General features: G+C 60.5%; 15 protein-coding genes. 6 read left to right on the top strand and 9 right to left on the bottom strand.

All coding sequences use genetic code 11. The features are described 5' to 3' along the window. A partial coding sequence (locus tag BLQ55_RS27800) for an RHS repeat domain-containing protein (RefSeq protein WP_176814263.1) occupies nucleotides 1-849 on the top strand: 849 nt, incomplete at its 5' end. Nucleotides 850-858: 9 nt separating this feature from the next. After that, nucleotides 859-1275: a hypothetical protein gene (locus BLQ55_RS27795; RefSeq protein WP_092201680.1), complete on the top strand. Its 417-nt coding sequence runs from the start codon at nucleotides 859-861 to the stop codon at nucleotides 1273-1275. Nucleotides 1276-1411: 136 nt separating this feature from the next. On the opposite strand, the gene BLQ55_RS27790 is transcribed toward BLQ55_RS27795, so the two are convergent. Next, a complete protein-coding gene (locus BLQ55_RS27790) occupies nucleotides 1412-3199 on the bottom strand; it encodes a bifunctional diguanylate cyclase/phosphodiesterase (protein ID WP_092201682.1) in 1788 nt (595 codons plus the stop codon). 118 nt (nucleotides 3200-3317) lie between these two features. After that, entirely contained in the window at nucleotides 3318-5396 is a 2079-nt protein-coding gene (locus BLQ55_RS27785; RefSeq protein WP_170847599.1) for a carboxy terminal-processing peptidase, read from the bottom strand. Between the two features lie 139 nt (nucleotides 5397-5535). Here BLQ55_RS27785 and BLQ55_RS27780 point away from each other — a divergent pair, with 139 nt between their 5' ends. The 3 genes from BLQ55_RS27780 to BLQ55_RS27770 all read left to right on the top strand — a co-directional run bounded on the left by BLQ55_RS27780 (nucleotide 5536) and on the right by BLQ55_RS27770 (nucleotide 8238). After that, nucleotides 5536-6498 (top strand): zinc-binding dehydrogenase, encoded by a 963-nt coding sequence (locus tag BLQ55_RS27780; protein WP_092201686.1) that lies wholly within the window; start codon nucleotides 5536-5538, stop codon nucleotides 6496-6498. A 316-nt stretch (nucleotides 6499-6814) separates the two neighbouring features. Beyond that, nucleotides 6815-7450, top strand: a complete 636-nt coding sequence (locus BLQ55_RS27775) for a DUF1326 domain-containing protein (RefSeq protein WP_060741104.1) — start codon at nucleotides 6815-6817, stop codon at nucleotides 7448-7450. After that, entirely contained in the window at nucleotides 7450-8238 is a 789-nt protein-coding gene (locus tag BLQ55_RS27770) for a DUF2182 domain-containing protein (RefSeq protein ID WP_092258644.1), read from the top strand. Before BLQ55_RS27775 ends, BLQ55_RS27770 begins: the two co-directional genes overlap by 1 nt. Nucleotides 8239-8347: 109 nt before the next feature. On the opposite strand, the gene BLQ55_RS27765 is transcribed toward BLQ55_RS27770, so the two are convergent. The 6 genes from BLQ55_RS27765 to BLQ55_RS27740 form a co-directional block, all read right to left on the bottom strand. Next, nucleotides 8348-9001, bottom strand: coding sequence for an HAD family hydrolase (locus BLQ55_RS27765; protein ID WP_092201688.1), 654 nt, complete (start codon nucleotides 8999-9001; stop codon nucleotides 8348-8350). A 46-nt stretch (nucleotides 9002-9047) separates the two neighbouring features. Then, nucleotides 9048-10037, bottom strand: a complete 990-nt coding sequence (locus BLQ55_RS27760; RefSeq protein ID WP_092201690.1) for an ABC transporter ATP-binding protein — start codon at nucleotides 10035-10037, stop codon at nucleotides 9048-9050. Continuing rightward, nucleotides 10034-10834, bottom strand: a complete 801-nt coding sequence (locus BLQ55_RS27755; RefSeq protein WP_092258641.1) for an ABC transporter permease — start codon at nucleotides 10832-10834, stop codon at nucleotides 10034-10036. Before BLQ55_RS27755 ends, BLQ55_RS27760 begins: the two co-directional genes overlap by 4 nt. Then, on the bottom strand, nucleotides 10821-11657 hold the full coding sequence (locus BLQ55_RS27750; protein WP_170847600.1) for an ABC transporter permease: 837 nt from the start codon (nucleotides 11655-11657) through the stop codon (nucleotides 10821-10823). Before BLQ55_RS27750 ends, BLQ55_RS27755 begins: the two co-directional genes overlap by 14 nt. A 5-nt stretch (nucleotides 11658-11662) precedes the next feature. After that, nucleotides 11663-12469, bottom strand: coding sequence for an alkaline phosphatase family protein (locus BLQ55_RS27745; protein ID WP_092201697.1), 807 nt, complete (start codon nucleotides 12467-12469; stop codon nucleotides 11663-11665). Nucleotides 12470-12682: 213 nt separating this feature from the next. Further along, nucleotides 12683-13750, bottom strand: coding sequence for an ABC transporter substrate-binding protein (locus BLQ55_RS27740; protein ID WP_092201699.1), 1068 nt, complete (start codon nucleotides 13748-13750; stop codon nucleotides 12683-12685). A 349-nt stretch (nucleotides 13751-14099) separates the two neighbouring features. On the opposite strand from BLQ55_RS27740, the gene BLQ55_RS27735 reads away from it, so the two are divergent. Next, entirely contained in the window at nucleotides 14100-14828 is a 729-nt protein-coding gene (locus BLQ55_RS27735; RefSeq protein ID WP_092258638.1) for a UTRA domain-containing protein, read from the top strand. A 7-nt stretch (nucleotides 14829-14835) separates the two neighbouring features. Here BLQ55_RS27735 and BLQ55_RS27730 read toward each other — a convergent pair whose 3' ends face one another. Beyond that, nucleotides 14836-15018, bottom strand: coding sequence for a hypothetical protein (locus BLQ55_RS27730; protein ID WP_060741113.1), 183 nt, complete (start codon nucleotides 15016-15018; stop codon nucleotides 14836-14838). Nucleotides 15019-15126 lie beyond the last annotated feature (108 nt).

Here is a 15126-nt window from a genome sequence, read left to right as displayed (position 1 = left end):
CCCCAGGAACTGACCAACCCCGCCGGCCAGATCGTCTGGTCGGCGCGCTACAACGGCTACGGCAAACTCACCGAACTCCAGCACGGCGGCGGTGAACAGCTGGAACAACCGCTGCGCTTCCAGGGCCAATACTTCGACCCGGAAAGCGGCCTGCACTACAACCGGCACCGCTACTACAATCCCGAGACCGGCCGCTATTTGACGCCTGATCCGAGCAAGCTGGCGGGTGGGCTCAATGGGTATCGCTACACGGTGAACCCGACGGGGTGGGTGGATCCGCTGGGGTTGGTGGATTGTCCGGGGAAGGGTGGGTGTCGGCCGACGGTTGGGGATCTGGATCCGGCGGGTAAGGCCCAGTTAGATGAGGGTGAGCCGCGGTTGCCTATGACGGCGGAGCAGCGGCGGGCGCGGATTGATGAGTTGGGGGAGGCGAATGCTAAGCGGCGCGTAGAGGCGTATGAGGAGAAATATAAAATGCACACTGTCGCCAAGCACAATCCAGAAATATCTGACAAGGCGATTAGGCAACGGTCAATTGATGGAAGTCATCCAACGAAAAAAGGAAAGAAAGGACCGATAAACCATAGCTCGCAATTTATAAGTTGGAGGCTGCAGATGCATGCAATTAATGATGCGATTGCTAGGATGAGTCGGGTGCCGCCAGCTTATACAGGATTTACCAAGGACGGTGATCCAGTAGTAAGAAAAGAGATGCCTGGGGGAGGGAGAGGGTATAAGGTTAATAAAAAAGATAAGGATAATCCTGTGTATATGGATAGCTTGGATTACTCGGAAGTTAGGTTCGATCAGGCCGTTAAGGGTAGGCCTTATACTGCTTTCCCTGATTAGAGGTGTGTAATGTTGATGTGGGTAAATTATGATCTTCCCTTTGTGCCTGTGCTGTCGTATTGGCTAGGGGGGATTTCAATATATGATCTTGAAGAGACGCTCGGTGAGCAGCTTTGGGTGTTCAATCCAAACGAAAAGGATGATAGGGAGAAAATAATAAAGGAGTTTATTTTACGGCGGTTCGATGACTTAACCTATAGGCACAGATTTCTATTGCTTGAAGTTCTGAAGTCGGCTCTTTCTTCTCCTGGTTTTGACTTTTCGAAAGAGTTCGAGAGTGACTATGATGATCCACGCTCTATGGCTTGGGACGAGACTGAAATTGATGATCCTCGCCAATTTTTTGAGGATATATACAAGCTGGCAAGCGAAGAATGGAAAGAGGACTTGGATAAAGCATCCCTCGAAGATCCATCTACTTGGTAGGTCCGAACACAAAATTTCTGGCCTTCTCTCAGCTCAATCCACATACCGCTAAGCTGCTTTTGTGGCGAGGGGATAAATCCCCTCGCCACAGGGGTAGCGCCAGGCGTTCGGGCGAGGGCGCCAATGGGGAATCCGCCTACACCGACAACCCCAACGCCACCACAGCCTCCCGCTCAGCCAAACCATCCACTAGATACACACTCCCCCCCAAAATCTCCTTGGCATGGTGCTTGGCCTGGGAAGCCAGTTCCGCCAGTTGGCTGGCATCCAGTTTCTCGCAGGCCTCGGCGCGCAGATGCACCACCCCAATCGATAGCGACAACAACGCGAACTCCTGTCGAATGCCCTGTCGATTCAACGCCGTAAAGCACCCCGCTTCCAGATGCTCAGGCCGGTAGAAGCGCCGGCAATGGGTCTGGAAGTCGCTCAGCAATTGGTCCAGGCGTTTACGCCAGTCTTCCGGGCCGAGGACCAGCAGGAAGTCGTCGCCGCCGATGTGGCCGACGAAGTCGCGGCTGGGGTCGATGCGTTCGTTCAGGCATTGGGCCAGGCACAGCAGGACTTCGTCGCCGCGGCCGTAGCCGTAGATGTCGTTGAAGGGCTTGAAGCTGTCGATGTCCACGTAGCAGATCACCGATTCCTGCCGTTGTTGCAGCAGGCGCGTGAGGCATTGCTGGATCGGGACATTGCCCGGCAGCAGGGTCAGTGGGTTGGCGTAGCGGGCCTGTTGGATTTTCAGCTCGGTGATGAGCTTGAGCACGTCGATCACCCGGCCCAGGCCCAGGTAGCCGCCGTTGAGGGTGATGATGAAGTCTTCTTCGATGCGTTGTCGGGCGCGGCTGGTGATCAGGCGGCTGACTTGTTGCAGCGATTGGTTCAACTCCACCGCGAGAAAGTCATCGCTCATCAGCCGGCTGATGGGCTTGCGGGCGAACAGGTCGGTGGCGAAGGGTTTGAGCAAGGCGTCGGAGAGTGAATGGCGATGGACGATGCCGCAGGGCTGGTTCTGATTGTCCAGCACGGCCAGGGAGTTGAGGTTGGCCTGGCGCCGAAACGCTTCCAGCACGGTGGCGGTCGGTGTGTTGTGGGCCATCGCCGGTTGTTCGTTGAGCAGCGCACTGAGGTCGTTGATCTCATCGCTCAGCGCCGCCACGCCGCTGTCCTGCCTGGGCATCAGCGCCCTGGCATCGCGTGACGGTTGTTCCTGGGGGCGGGCCAGCAGATAACCCTGGACCAGGTCGACGCCCATTTCGATCAGCACCGCCAGTTCTTCCGGCAATTCGATTCCCTCGGCAATCACCTGGGCGCGGGAGGCCCGGGCGATTTTCAGGATCGAGCCCACGAACTCGCGCTTGAGGGCGTCCTGATGGATGCCGTCGATGAAATGCCGGTCGATCTTCACATAATCGGGTCGCAATTCGGACCACAGCCGCAGGCTCGAATAACCTGCGCCGAGGTCGTCCAGGGCAATCGAGAAACCCATGGCCCGGTAGTGATGCAGGGCGGTTTGCAGGAGCTGGAAGTCATCGATAGGGGTCTGTTCGGTCAGCTCGATCACCACCTGGCTGGGTGCGATCCCGAAGTCTTGCAGCAATTGCAGCGTGCGTCCCGTCTGGTGCGCGGATTCCAGCAGGGACTCGGGCGAGACGTTGAGAAACAGCTTGCCCGGCAGTTTTTGCTCGTTGAAGCGTTGGCAGGCACTGCGGCGGCAGGCCAGCTCCAGCTCGCTGAGGCGTCCGGCCTGGCGCGCCACGGAGAGCAGCGCGATGGGCGAGTGCAGCGGGCTGTTGGAAGGGCCGCGGGTCAAGGCTTCATAACCCACGATGCGCCTTTCGGAAAGGCAAATGATCGGTTGGAACAGACTGTGCAAGCCGCTTTGAGCCAGGATCGAACTCAAGGCACTCAGCTGTTCTGTCGTGGTCATGGCAATCTCTGGCGATAAAAAAAGGACCGGGTGCGGGGCACCCAGTCCTGTATTTCACGACAGACTGATGTCAGTTTGATGACAATCCGACGAGCATCACCATTAAATGGCCATCATCTTAGTGCTTGGCGATCGCCGTATTGAGTTTCAGGTAATCCAGCAGGATTCGCCCGGTCTCGCTCAGGTAGGCATCGTCTTCCGGCTTGGTTTTCTCCGGCTCGGTGATCAGGTCTTCGTCTTCTTTCTTCAGCTCTTTGAGCGGTTCTTCGCCCTTGGCCTTGCGACGCAGGTTTTCCATGGCCAGTTGCTTGGCCTCGATGTCGGCATGCTGCGCGCGACGGTCGGCTTCGTTGAGGGTGACGGTTTTCTCCATCATCAACTTCTGCGCCAGGGCCAGCTTGTCGCGGATGAACACGAACTCCGCATCCTGGGCCGAGCGCGCGTCATGGTCGGACTTGAGTTGGGCCAGGAACGGCTTGAACGGGTCCACGGCCGGTTTGATCGCCGGCCGGATGGTGTCCCAAGGCATGGCTTCGGGCAGGGCGCTTTCACCGATTTCCTTGGTGTCGATGATCGACGGGTAATCGATGTCAGGCAGTACGCCCTGGTGCTGGGTGCTCTGGCCGGATACCCGGTAGAACTTCGCCAGGGTCAGCTTCAGCTCGCCGTGGTTGAGCGGCTGGATGGTCTGCACGGTGCCTTTGCCGAAGGTCTGGCCGCCGATGATCAGTGCACGGTGATAGTCCTGCATGGCGCCGGCGAAAATCTCCGATGCCGAGGCCGACAAGCGGTTGACCAGCAAGGCCATCGGCCCCTTGTAGAATGCGCCCGGGTTTTCGTCTTCCAGCACATCCACTCGGCCATCGGCGTTACGCACGAGCACGGTCGGGCCCTTGTCGATGAACAGGCTGGTCAGCTCGGTGGCTTCCTGCAGGGAGCCGCCGCCGTTGTTGCGCAAGTCGATGACCACGCCGTCGACCTTTTCCTTCTGCAGTTCGGTCAGCAGCTTCTTGACGTCGCGAGTGGTGCTCTTGTAGTCCGGATCCCCGGCGCGGAAGGCCTTGAAGTCCAGATAGAAAGCCGGGATCTCAATGACGCCGAGCTTGTAGTCCTTGCCGTCCTGCTTGAGGTTGAGGATCGATTTCTTCGCCGCCTGCTCTTCCAGCTTCACCGCTTCACGGGTGATGGCCACGATTTTGCTGGTCTGGTCGTTCGGCGCGTTGCTGGCCGGGATGACTTCCAGGCGCACCACCGAGCCTTTCGGGCCGCGGATCAGCTTGACCACTTCGTCGAGGCGCCAGCCGACCACGTCGACCATTTCCTTGTTGCCTTGGGCGACACCGATGATCTTGTCCGCCGGGCTGACCTGTTTGGTTTTGTCTGCGGGGCCCGCCGGGACCAGGCGCACGATCTTCACCTGGTCGTTGTCGCTCTGCAGCACGGCACCGATGCCTTCCAGGGACAGGCTCATGTTGATGTCGAAGTTTTCCGCGTTATCCGGCGACAGATAGTTGGTGTGCGGGTCGTAGGACATGGCAAAGGTGTTGATGTACGCCTGGAAAATGTCCTCGGCGCGGGTCTGGTCCAGGCGCGCCAACTGGTTCTTGTAGCGCTTGGTCAGGGTTTCCTGGATCTGCTTGGGATCCTTGCCGGCGATCTTCATGCGCAGCACTTCGTCCTTGACGCGCTTGCGCCACAGGTCATCGAGTTCGGCTGTGCTTTTGAGCCAAGGAGCATCCTTGCGGTCGACTTGCAAGGTTTCCTTGGTATTGAAATCGATTTTGTCGACGCCTTTGTCCAGCTCGGCAAGGGCGTAGTCCAGACGCGCCTTCACGCGGTCCAGGTAGCGCTTGTAGATGGTGAACCCGGCGTTCAGGTCGCCGCTCTTGAGGAAATCGTCGAACTGGGTTTTCCACTTGTCGAATTCGGCGATGTCGCTGGCCAGGAAATAACTGCGCGATGGATCGAGCAGCTTCAAATAGCTGTCATAGATGATGACCGAGCGCGCGTCATCGAGCGGCGGCTTGCTGTAGTGATGGCGCTTGAGCAATTCGACGACATTAAGGCTGGCAATCACTTCGTCGCGATCGGGCTGAAGCTTGTCCCAGCTGTTGGCCGCGAACGTATCGTTCGACAACGGTAACAGGCCGAGGCCAATGACGAGCGCGAGGGCGGTGCTGGGGAACAGGTGCTTCATGCTGATTCGACGCAGGGACAATTGATAACGCATATTAGGCCGTCTTTGAAGTCGCCGGTTCCATGTGGCCCGGGCGCATAATGCAAGAAAGCCCGGCGTTGAAGCAGCGGGCCCAGTCGAGACTCACTATGGAGGCACCGTGAAAGCATTGCAAGGCGTTGAAGGCCAAGTGGTATGGGCAGATGAGCCGAGCCCGACGTGTGATGTGGGGCAAGTTCGCATCCGTGTGGCGGCCGCCGGCCTGAATCGGGCCGATTTGTTACAAAAAGCCGGGCTTTACCCGCCGCCACCCGGCGCCAGCCAGGTGTTGGGGCTGGAGTGTTCCGGGGTGATCAGCGAGGTCGGGCCGGGCTCGTCCTGGCAGGTGGGCGACCGCGTTTGTGCGTTGCTGGCCGGCGGTGGAATGGCCGAGGAGGTGGTGGTCGATGGCCGCCATGTGCTGCCGGTGCCCGAAGGCCTGTCCTTGGCTGAAGCGGCCGCGCTGCCTGAGGTCTACAGCACCGCGTGGCTGAATCTGTTCCAGCTGGCGGCGCTCAAACCGGGCGAGAAAGTGCTGCTGCACGCCGGGGCCAGTGGCGTCGGTTCGGCCGCGATCCAGCTGTGCAAGGCGTTCGGCAACCCGTGCTGGGTCAGTGTCGGTTCGACCGAGCGGCTGTCCTATTGCGAGGCCCTGGGCGCCCAGGGCGGCGTGGTACGCACCGATGGCCTGGAGGGTTTGAACGACCTCGGTCCCTTCGACGTGATCCTCGATCCGGTGGGTGGCAGCTACGCCAAACTCAACGTGAAACTTTTGTCAGTTGACGGCCGTTGGGTGTTGATCGGCCTGATGGGAGGGCGCTCGACCGAGCTCGATCTGGCCCAGGTGCTGGGCAAGCGTATCCAACTGCTCGGCTCGACCCTGCGCAGCCGCGATGAGCAATTCAAGGCCGACTTGATCAGTGAGCTGGGGCAACAGGTGTGGCCGCTGTTTGCCGACAAGCGCCTGAGCCCACAGCTGGCCCGGACCTTCGCGATCAAGGACGCCGAGGCGGCGTTCGCGGAGCTGGCGACCAACCAGGTGTCGGGCAAGTTGGTGTTGCTGATCGACGAGAGCCTGAGCTGATTCTGCGCAGACCTGTGGGAGCGAGCTTGCTCGCGATAGCAGTGTGACAGTCAACAAAGTTGTTGAGTGTGCGACCGTCATCGCGAGCAAGCTCGCTCCCACAGGTGTCTTTATTTGCAGGAGCATTTGCATGCTCGCACCGACATGACGGGCTTCATCCCAATTGACAGTGGCTTGCACCGTTGACCGGCAACCACGGGCAAGCGGACCTTTGGTCGGCAGCCCGTACCCGATGCGTGCCCCCTGCTAGCGTTAATTGAGGAGGGATGGGGGTAACCGCAACTTTCATTTCACCCGCCAGGTGAAGAGGTTGGTCATGGCCATTGCCGAATGGCGCATGCAGGGCGTCGAATTCGTTGCCTGCAACTGTAATTGGGGCTGCCCTTGTCAATTCGATGCGCCACCGACCCGGGGCCACTGCCAGGCGGTGGCGTCGATGCGAGTGGAGCACGGGTATTTCAATCAGGTGGCGCTGGGAGGTTTGTGCTGGGCTGCCACCTTCGCTTGGCCGGGCGCCATTCATGAGGGCAACGGCAGTTGTCAGGTGTTCATCGATGAACGCGCCGACGAGGCGCAACGCCAGGCCCTGCTGACCATCCTCTCTGGTCTGGAGAGCGACCCCGGGGCCAACGTGTTCCAGGTGTTCAGCAGCACCATGAGTGAAGCGTTCGAACCGCTGTTCGTGCCCATCACCCTATCCATCGATGTCGATCAGCGCTTGGCGCACCTGGACATTCCGGGCGTACTGCAAGCCAGCGGCGAGCCGATCCGTAGCCCGATCGACGGCTCACCTCATCGAGTCCGCCTGTCCCTGCCCAACGGCTTCGAGTTCCTTGAGGCCGAAGTCGCCAGCGGCAGCTACCAGACGCATTCAGCCCTCAAGCTGCAATCCCAGGGCAGCCATAGCCATCTCGCCCACGTACACTTCACCGGCCATGGCATAGAACCGTAATGGCAGGGCCTCGGGCGGTGACGCCGAGCAAGCGACTGACAGGCGAGCAGTTGCTGTTCCTGCTCTGCCTGCTTGCGCTGACCGTCCTGGCCTGGCTGATGCTGCTGCGCATGGCCCGCGATATGAGTGCCCCGGGTGGCATGGCCGATGCGGCAATGGCCGGTATGATCATGCCCTGGAGCCTGAGCGATGCGCTGCTGATGTTCATCATGTGGGGGGTGATGATGATCGGCATGATGCTGCCCAGCGCCGTGCCCATGCTGCTGATCTACCAGCAGATGCTGCGCAAGCGCATGCCGGCACCGCAGCGACACCTGGCCCTGCTGCTGTTTTGCAGTGCCTATGGCCTGGTCTGGACCGGCTTCGCCCTGTGCGCCACGGCGCTGCAATGGGCGCTCGAGCGGCTCGCCCTGCTCAGTCCGGGGATGCGCAGCAGCAGTACCGCCCTAGGCGCTGGCCTGCTGCTGGTCGCAGGCGTCTATCAGTGGCTGCCGAGCAAGGCGGTCTGCCTTGAGCATTGTCGCGGGCCGCTGCATTTTCTTCTCGGCTACTGGCGCCCCGACGTGCTCGGCGGCTGGCGCATGGGGCTGGCCCATGGCGCTTACTGCCTGGGTTGCTGCTGGGCCCTGATGGGCCTGCTGTTCGTGGTCGGCGTGATGAACCTGCTCTGGGTGGCAGTGATCGGTGCCTTCATCCTGCTGGAGAAAAACCTGCCGCAGGGACTCTGGCTCAGTCGTCTCTGCGGATTGTTGTTGCTCGGCTGGGGCCTGTGGCTGCTGCTGGGCTAGGGGCTGAAGCTGTGGGAGCTGAGCTTGCTCGCGATTGCGATGTGTCAGCTAAATCAATGTCTGCTGATCCACCGCCATCGCGAGCAAGCTCGCTCCCACACGGGGCTGCTTATTTCCAGGTATGGATTGGCCACCCGGCCGATTCGGCATGGGCTTTCAACACCGGGTCCGGGTTCACCACGTGCGGGTGATCGACCTTGAGCAACAACGGCAGGTCGTTGCGCGAGTCGGAATAGAAACTCGCGCCTTCCAGGTTCTCCTCCTCGGCATCCAGCCAATCCAGCAGCCGCGCGATCTTGCCTTCGCGGTAGGTCAGGGTGCCCACGGTCTTGCCGCTGTACACGCCATGGGCCACTTCAAGCTCGATCGCCAGGATCTCATCGATGCCCAGGCGTTCGGCAATCGGCTTGACCAGGTGCGTGCCCGAGGCCGAGATCACCAGGATCCGGTCGCCGGCCTTGCGGTGTTCGGCGATGGTCCTGGTGGCGTCGCTGAAGATGATCGGTTCGATGAAGTCTTCCACCCACGGCGCCACCAGGTGCTCGATTTCCTCCGGTGTGCGGCCGATCATCGGTTCCAGGCTGAAGTCCATGTACTCTTCCATGCTCAGCTTGCCGTGGCTGTAGGCGTCCATCAGCTCGTTGTTGCGCCGCATGAACGACTCGGGATCGACCCAGCCCAGGCGACCCATCTGTTCACTCCAGAGGGTGGCGCAGTCGCCGTGGATCAGGGTTTCGTCCAGATCAAAAATTGCCAGGGCCATCAGCGTGTTTCCCTTTTCAAGATCAGCTTCAAAATCAACAAGGCCATCAGGCTACCTCACACAGCGCCGATGGATCGATGGAAAGTGCCAACCTTGCGCCATCGGGGTGCAGGTCGGCGGCCGAGCGGTTGAGCACATCCACCACCAACTCCACGCCACGGGCCTCGACCCGGTAGCGGATGACGTTGCCCAGCAGGCTGTGGCTGCGGATCAGCGCATCGGCCTGGCCGCTGCGGCTCAGCTCGATGGCCTCCGGGCGGATGGCGATGCGACTGTTCACCGGCCGCTGCAGCAGTTTGCTCGCGCTGTCGGCGTCCAGCAGGTTGTAGTTGCCGATGAAGCCGGCGGCAAAGACATCGACTGGCGCAGTGTAAAGGGTTTCGGCATCGCCGCTTTGTACGATCTTTCCCTGGTTCATCAGGAAAATCCGGTCAGACATGGTCAGGGCTTCTTCCTGGTCGTGTGTGACGAAGATCGTGGTCAGGCCCAACTCACGCTGGATCTGTCGGATCTGTTCACGCAAGTGCTTGCGAATCCGCGCATCCAGGGCTGACAGCGGTTCGTCCAGCAACAACAGGCGCGGCCGCGTGACCAGGGAGCGGGCGAGGGCGACACGCTGGCATTGGCCGCCGGAGAGTTGATGGGGATAGCGGGCGGCGAAATCGTGCAGCTCCACCAGGCGCAGGATCTCCAGCACGCGCTGGCGACTGTCCGAGGCGTCGACCTTTTGCATGCGCAGGCCGAAGGCGACGTTTTGCTCCACGGTCATGTTCGGGAACAGGGCGTAGCTCTGGAAGACCATGCCGATGCCGCGTTTCTGAGGACTCAGCGGGACGATGTCCTGTCCGTCGAGGATGATCTGGCCGGCATCCACCGCGGTCAGGCCGGCAATGCAGCGCAACAGCGTGGATTTGCCGCAACCGGAAGGGCCGAGCAGGGTGACGAATTCGCCCTTGGCGATCTCGCAGTTGATGTCGCTGAATACCGGGGTGCCGGCATAGCTTTTTTGCAGGTGTTGGACGCTGACGTAGCTCATTGGCTTTTGTCCTTGTTCAAGATATTGGCCGCCCAGGTCAGGACCAGTACGAAGAAGAAATAGGAGATCACCAGCGCACTGGTGAAGTGGCCGCTGCTGTTGCGCATGTTGTTCAGGTAAACCTGCAGGGTTTCATAGCGGGTGCCGACCAGGATGTTGGCAAACACGAATTCGCCGAACAGGAACGAGAAGGACAGCAGCAGCGCCACCATCAGCCCCTTGCGCAGGTTCGGCAGCACCACCAGGAATGCGGCCTGGAAGGTGCTGGCGCCAAGCAGTTGGGCGGCGTCCATCAGGTCGCGCAGGTTGATGGCTTGCAGGTTGTTGGTGATCGCCCGGTACATGAACGGCAGGGCGACAGTGAAGTAACAACCGATCAGGATCCAGGGTGTACCGACCATCGCCAGCGGCCCGGAGCCATAGAGTTGCAACAGCCCCACCGACGACACCACGGGCGGCACCGCGAACGGCAGCAGGATGAGGATGTTCATCAGCGCGTCGAGTTTGGGGAAGTGGTAGTGGACCACGAACAGCAACGGCAGGATCAACACCACCGAGAGCACCAGCGCCCCGACACAGACCAGCAACGATTGACCGAAGGCATGGAGAAAGCGCGGATCGCTCCACAACTGCACATACCATTTGAAAGTGAAGCCGCTGGGCAGCACGGTGGCCGACCAACTGCTGGCAATGGAGTAGACCAGCGTGCCGGCCAGGGGCAGCAGCAGGATGGCGAAGAGCAGGTACACCACTGTCCGATGATAGAGCCCGGCGGAGCCCGGTTCAGCGCGAGACATGGTAGCTCCTCCTGAGCAGCAACTGGTGGACGATGGTCACGATGGTCATCAACGCCACCAGCACCACGGCCAGGGCACTGGCCAGGTTCGGGTCGAGGGAAATATCGCCGGAGACCATGGCGGCGATGCGGATCGGCAGCACGTTGAAGTTACCGGTGGTCAACGCGTAGACCGTGGCATAGGCGCCGAGGGCATTGGCCAGCAGGATCACGAAGGTGCCCAGCAGCGCCGGGGTCAGCACCGGCAAGCCGATGTGCCGCCAGAACTGCCAGCCGCTGGCGCCGAGCAACTCGGCGGATTCGCGCCAGTCTTCGCGCAGGGCGTCGAAGGCCGGATAGAGCAGCAGCACGCCCAGGGGAATCTGGAAGTAGGTGTAGAGAATGATCAGCCCGGTTTTCGAATACAGGTTGAAATCCTCGATGATCCCCGCTTGCTTGAGCATGATCGTGATGCTGCCGTTGAACCCCAGCAAAATGATGAAGGCGAAGGCCAGGGGCACGCCGGCGAAGTTGCTGGTCATGTTGGCGAAGGCATTGACGAAGTTGCGCAGCCGCGAATCCACACGGCGCAATGAGTAGCTGCCGAGCACGGCGATGACGATGCCGAACACACTGGACCAGAAGCTGATTTCCAGGCTGTGCTGGATGGCTTGCAGGTAGAACTTGGAACTGAAGATCTTGCTGAAGTTGGCCAGGCCCCAGCCGAACTCTTCCGATTCCAGGCTGTTGACCAGCACCCAGAGCAGCGGGGCGATCTGGAACACGATGAAGAAAATCGCGAAGGGCACCAGGCACAACGCTGCCAGCCATTTGCCGCGCGTCATGGCGTTCACTTGAGTAACTCCTGGCAATAAGGTTTGTCGTGGTCGACGCCAAGCAATTGGCAAATGGTGCCGCACAGCTCGGTCTGCCTCGGCGTGGCAGCGGGATCGAAACTGAAGCTGTCCCCCAGGACGAACAACGGCACTTCCCGTTCTTCGGCCAGCAGGCCGTTGTGGGAGCGGTCGTTGTTCATGCCGTGGTCGGAGGTCACCAGCACCTGGTAACCGGCGTCGAGCCAGGCTTGCAGGTAGACCGCCAGGTTGATGTCGGCCGAGCGGGCACTGTTGCGGTATTGCGGGGTGTCGAGGCCGTGCTTGTGGCCGGCATCGTCGATGTTCATCGGGTGCACCAGCAGGAAGTTCGGCAAGTAGCGCTGGCGCAGGTGTTCGGCGTCGGCGAACAGATGGGAATCGGGGTAGTGGTCATTCCAGTAGAAATGCCCGTATTGAATCGGCAGGTCGGGGTTGTCGGTATGACGGTCGCGACCGGCCACGAAGGGCGAAGCGTTGTAGAGCTCGCTGACCCAGTGGTACGCCGCAGCCGCTGTGCTCAGGCCGGCCTGGGTGGCGTAGTGGAAAATGCTGCGCTGGTTCGACAGGCGCGTGACGTTGTTGTGCACGATCCCGCTGTCGATGGGCACGACGCCGGTGAGGATGCATTCGTAGAGTGGGCGGGACAGGGCGGGCAACTCACATTCCAATGTGTAGAGGGCCGCGCGTCCTGCGCCGACGTAAGCCTGCAAATGCCCCATGGCATGCCGGGCGACCTCATGGTTGAGGCCGTCGAGCACCACCAGGATGACGTTGTGCTTCATGGATACCAGGACTCCGGATGGACACCAGAAAACTCGGACTCACCGCAGGTCCAATGTGGGAGCGAGCTTCTGTGGGAGCGAGCTTGCTCGCGATGAAGGCGACACGGTTCAACAGCACTACCGTGTCATCGTTTATCGCGAGCAAGCTCGCTCCCACAGGGCCTGCCTCTACAATTGGATTGCCAGTGGATATCCGGGCGGGTGCTAGCGCCTTTACTTCATCTCGACGATGACTTGTTCATTCCACGTCTGCGGCAGTGCCTTGGACGTCTTCTCCCACGCATCCGCATCCTTGATCGGGGTCACGCCTTTGTACTGCTCGTTCGGCAGCAGCTTGGCCTGGACCTCTTCCGGCAGTTTCAGGTGCTCGGCGCGGATCGGACGGGCGTTGCCCTTGGCCAGGTTGATCTGGCCGGCGTCGCTGAAGATGTACTCGCGGGCCAGCTTGGCGGCGTTCGGGTGCTTGGCGTATTTGTTGATGATGGTGGTGTAGCCGGAGATGACCGAGCCGTCGGACGGAATCAGCACGACGTAGTCATCCGGGTTGGCCATCTTGGCCTTGTAGCTCAAGCCGTTGAAGTCCCAGACCACACCGACTTCGACTTCACCTTTTTCCATCGTGGCGATGGTCGGGTTGGCCATGGACAGGCGCCCTTGCTTGGCGATTTCGGCAAACATCAACAGGGCCGGCTGGAGGTTCTTCTCGTCGCCGCCGTTGGCCAGGGCCGCCGCCAGCACGCCGTTGGCGGCCTGGGCCGCGGTGCTCACGTCACCGATGGAGACTTTGTACTTGCCGGTCTTCAGGTCAGCCCATTTGGTCGGCACTTCGGAACCGTGCAGCAGCTTCTTGTTGACGATGAAGGCGATGGTGCCGGTGTAGGCCAATGCCCAGTTGCCGTCCTTGTCCTTGGCCCAGGCGGGCACTTGTTCCCAGGTGCTTGGCTTGTAGGGCTGGACCACGCCCTGCTTGACCGCGATCGGGCCGAACGCCGCCCCGACGTCGCCGATGTCGGCGCTGGCATTGTCTTTTTCGGCGGCGAACTTGGCGATTTCCTGGGCCGAGCTCATGTCGGTGTCGATGTGTTTCAAGCCGTAGACCTTGGCCAGGTCGTCCCAGGTGCCTTTCCAGTTTGCCCAGTCATCGGGCATGCCGACACTGTTGACGGCGCCTTCCGCTTTCGCAGCGGCTTCCAACGTTTTCAGATCGGTGTCAGCGGCCATGGCGGCGGTGCACATGGCAATGGTCGAGCCTAACAGTGATGCCAGGAAAAGCTGTTTCATCCGAAGCTCCTATGGGCGTTTTCAACGCTGCGATTGCGGTTGTGTTGGTCTAGGTCAGCAATACCTGAGCCAATGTAGGCGAGCCCTGTGACATTTTGATGTCGGTATCGGGGCCTCCCGGAAATACCCGGCTCGTGGAGGCTGGCTGCGAATTAAGCGTAGACCATGGTTAAACAGCTGATCTGAAAGGACTTGGCCGTTAATTTGCACACTGGCACAACGACCGTTCGGCGGCTCTGTCATCTGCCAGTCATGTGCAGTGCCTAGGCTTGCTGGACCCAGAAGCGGATCGATGAACCGTCGATCCTGCCCCGAAACAGTGCTGGTCTAGTCCAGATAGGTAACGTTGATGCGCATCGATGCAACCAAAGCGGTGACAGCCATCGGACAGGTCCTGCAAGAGCAGCTCGACCACGGGTTGCTGGCGCCCGGCAGCAAGTTGCCGGCCGAGCGCAAGCTCAGTGAATTGTTCGGGACCACGCGGATTACCGTGCGCGAGGCGTTGTTGCAGCTCGAAGCCCAGGGGCAGATCTATCGGGAGGAGCGCCGGGGCTGGTTCGTCTCGCCGCCGCGCCTGGCCTACAACCTGATGCAACGCAGCCATTTCCACGCCATGGTGGCGGCCCAGGGGCGTGTGCCTTCTACACAAGTGATCTCGGCGCGCCTGCAACCGGCTTCGGCGGCCGTGTGTGCCTGGTTGCAACTGCCGGCGCTGTCCAGCGTGATCCAGATCTGCCGCGTGCGCCGTATCGACCAGCGCCTGGTGCTGTACGTCGAACACTACCTGAACCCGCAGTATTTTCCGGACATCCTCGAGTTCGATCTCAACCAGTCCATCACCGAGTTGTACGCCCGCCATTACGACCTGCACTACGGCCGGGTGAAGTTCGACATCGTGCCCACTTCTTTACAGCCGGAAGCGGCAGCGGCGTTGAGGGTTTCGGTGGGCAGCCCCGGGCTTCGCATCGCACGGGTCAACTATGACCAGCACCAGCGGCTGATCGACTGCGACCTGGAGTTCTGGCGACACGACGCGATCCATGTCGGGGTGGATGTGCCCGAGCAACCGCCCGCTTGAGGTGAACTCAGGCTGACTCGTTGAGCTTGGCCAGGATCCTGAATAACACCGTGGCGAGGATCAGCAACATGCCGATCCACATGGCGAAGACCCCGACGTTCTTGTCACGGAAGTTGAAGCCGATGGCCAGCAGGATCATGCCGGCGATGATGGGGACCAGCATGCTGTTGAACGAAGACATGGAAACCATGGAGACGGCCTTGTCAGGGGGGATAAGGCCAGTCTAGTCGGGGTTTTTCCGGATTGGGATGATGTGTGTCAGCACACCCCTCAATCCCGAGGCGAACGCTGTGTGCGA

Source organism: Pseudomonas sp. NFACC13-1 (assembly GCF_900104425.1).
GTDB lineage: Bacteria > Pseudomonadota > Gammaproteobacteria > Pseudomonadales > Pseudomonadaceae > Aquipseudomonas > Aquipseudomonas fluorescens_AA.
This window is presented reverse-complemented; position numbering and strand designations above follow the sequence as displayed.

Bases quoted from the DNA above. Each gene is read 5' to 3' on its own strand.
- BLQ55_RS27795 (WP_092201680.1), top strand. From the start codon at position 859: ATGTTGATGTGGGTAAATTATGATCTTCCCTTTGTGCCTGTGCTGTCG.
- BLQ55_RS27790 (WP_092201682.1), bottom strand. From the start codon at position 3,199: ATGACCACGACAGAACAGCTGAGTGCCTTGAGTTCGATCCTGGCTCAA.
- BLQ55_RS27785 (WP_170847599.1), bottom strand. From the start codon at position 5,396: ATGAAGCACCTGTTCCCCAGCACCGCCCTCGCGCTCGTCATTGGCCTC.
- BLQ55_RS27775 (WP_060741104.1), top strand. From the start codon at position 6,815: ATGGCCATTGCCGAATGGCGCATGCAGGGCGTCGAATTCGTTGCCTGC.
- BLQ55_RS27770 (WP_092258644.1), top strand. From the start codon at position 7,450: ATGGCAGGGCCTCGGGCGGTGACGCCGAGCAAGCGACTGACAGGCGAG.
- BLQ55_RS27765 (WP_092201688.1), bottom strand. From the start codon at position 9,001: ATGGCCCTGGCAATTTTTGATCTGGACGAAACCCTGATCCACGGCGAC.
- BLQ55_RS27760 (WP_092201690.1), bottom strand. From the start codon at position 10,037: ATGAGCTACGTCAGCGTCCAACACCTGCAAAAAAGCTATGCCGGCACC.
- BLQ55_RS27755 (WP_092258641.1), bottom strand. From the start codon at position 10,834: ATGTCTCGCGCTGAACCGGGCTCCGCCGGGCTCTATCATCGGACAGTG.
- BLQ55_RS27750 (WP_170847600.1), bottom strand. From the start codon at position 11,657: ATGACGCGCGGCAAATGGCTGGCAGCGTTGTGCCTGGTGCCCTTCGCG.
- BLQ55_RS27745 (WP_092201697.1), bottom strand. From the start codon at position 12,469: ATGAAGCACAACGTCATCCTGGTGGTGCTCGACGGCCTCAACCATGAG.
- BLQ55_RS27740 (WP_092201699.1), bottom strand. From the start codon at position 13,750: ATGAAACAGCTTTTCCTGGCATCACTGTTAGGCTCGACCATTGCCATG.
- BLQ55_RS27735 (WP_092258638.1), top strand. From the start codon at position 14,100: ATGCGCATCGATGCAACCAAAGCGGTGACAGCCATCGGACAGGTCCTG.
- BLQ55_RS27730 (WP_060741113.1), bottom strand. From the start codon at position 15,018: ATGGTTTCCATGTCTTCGTTCAACAGCATGCTGGTCCCCATCATCGCC.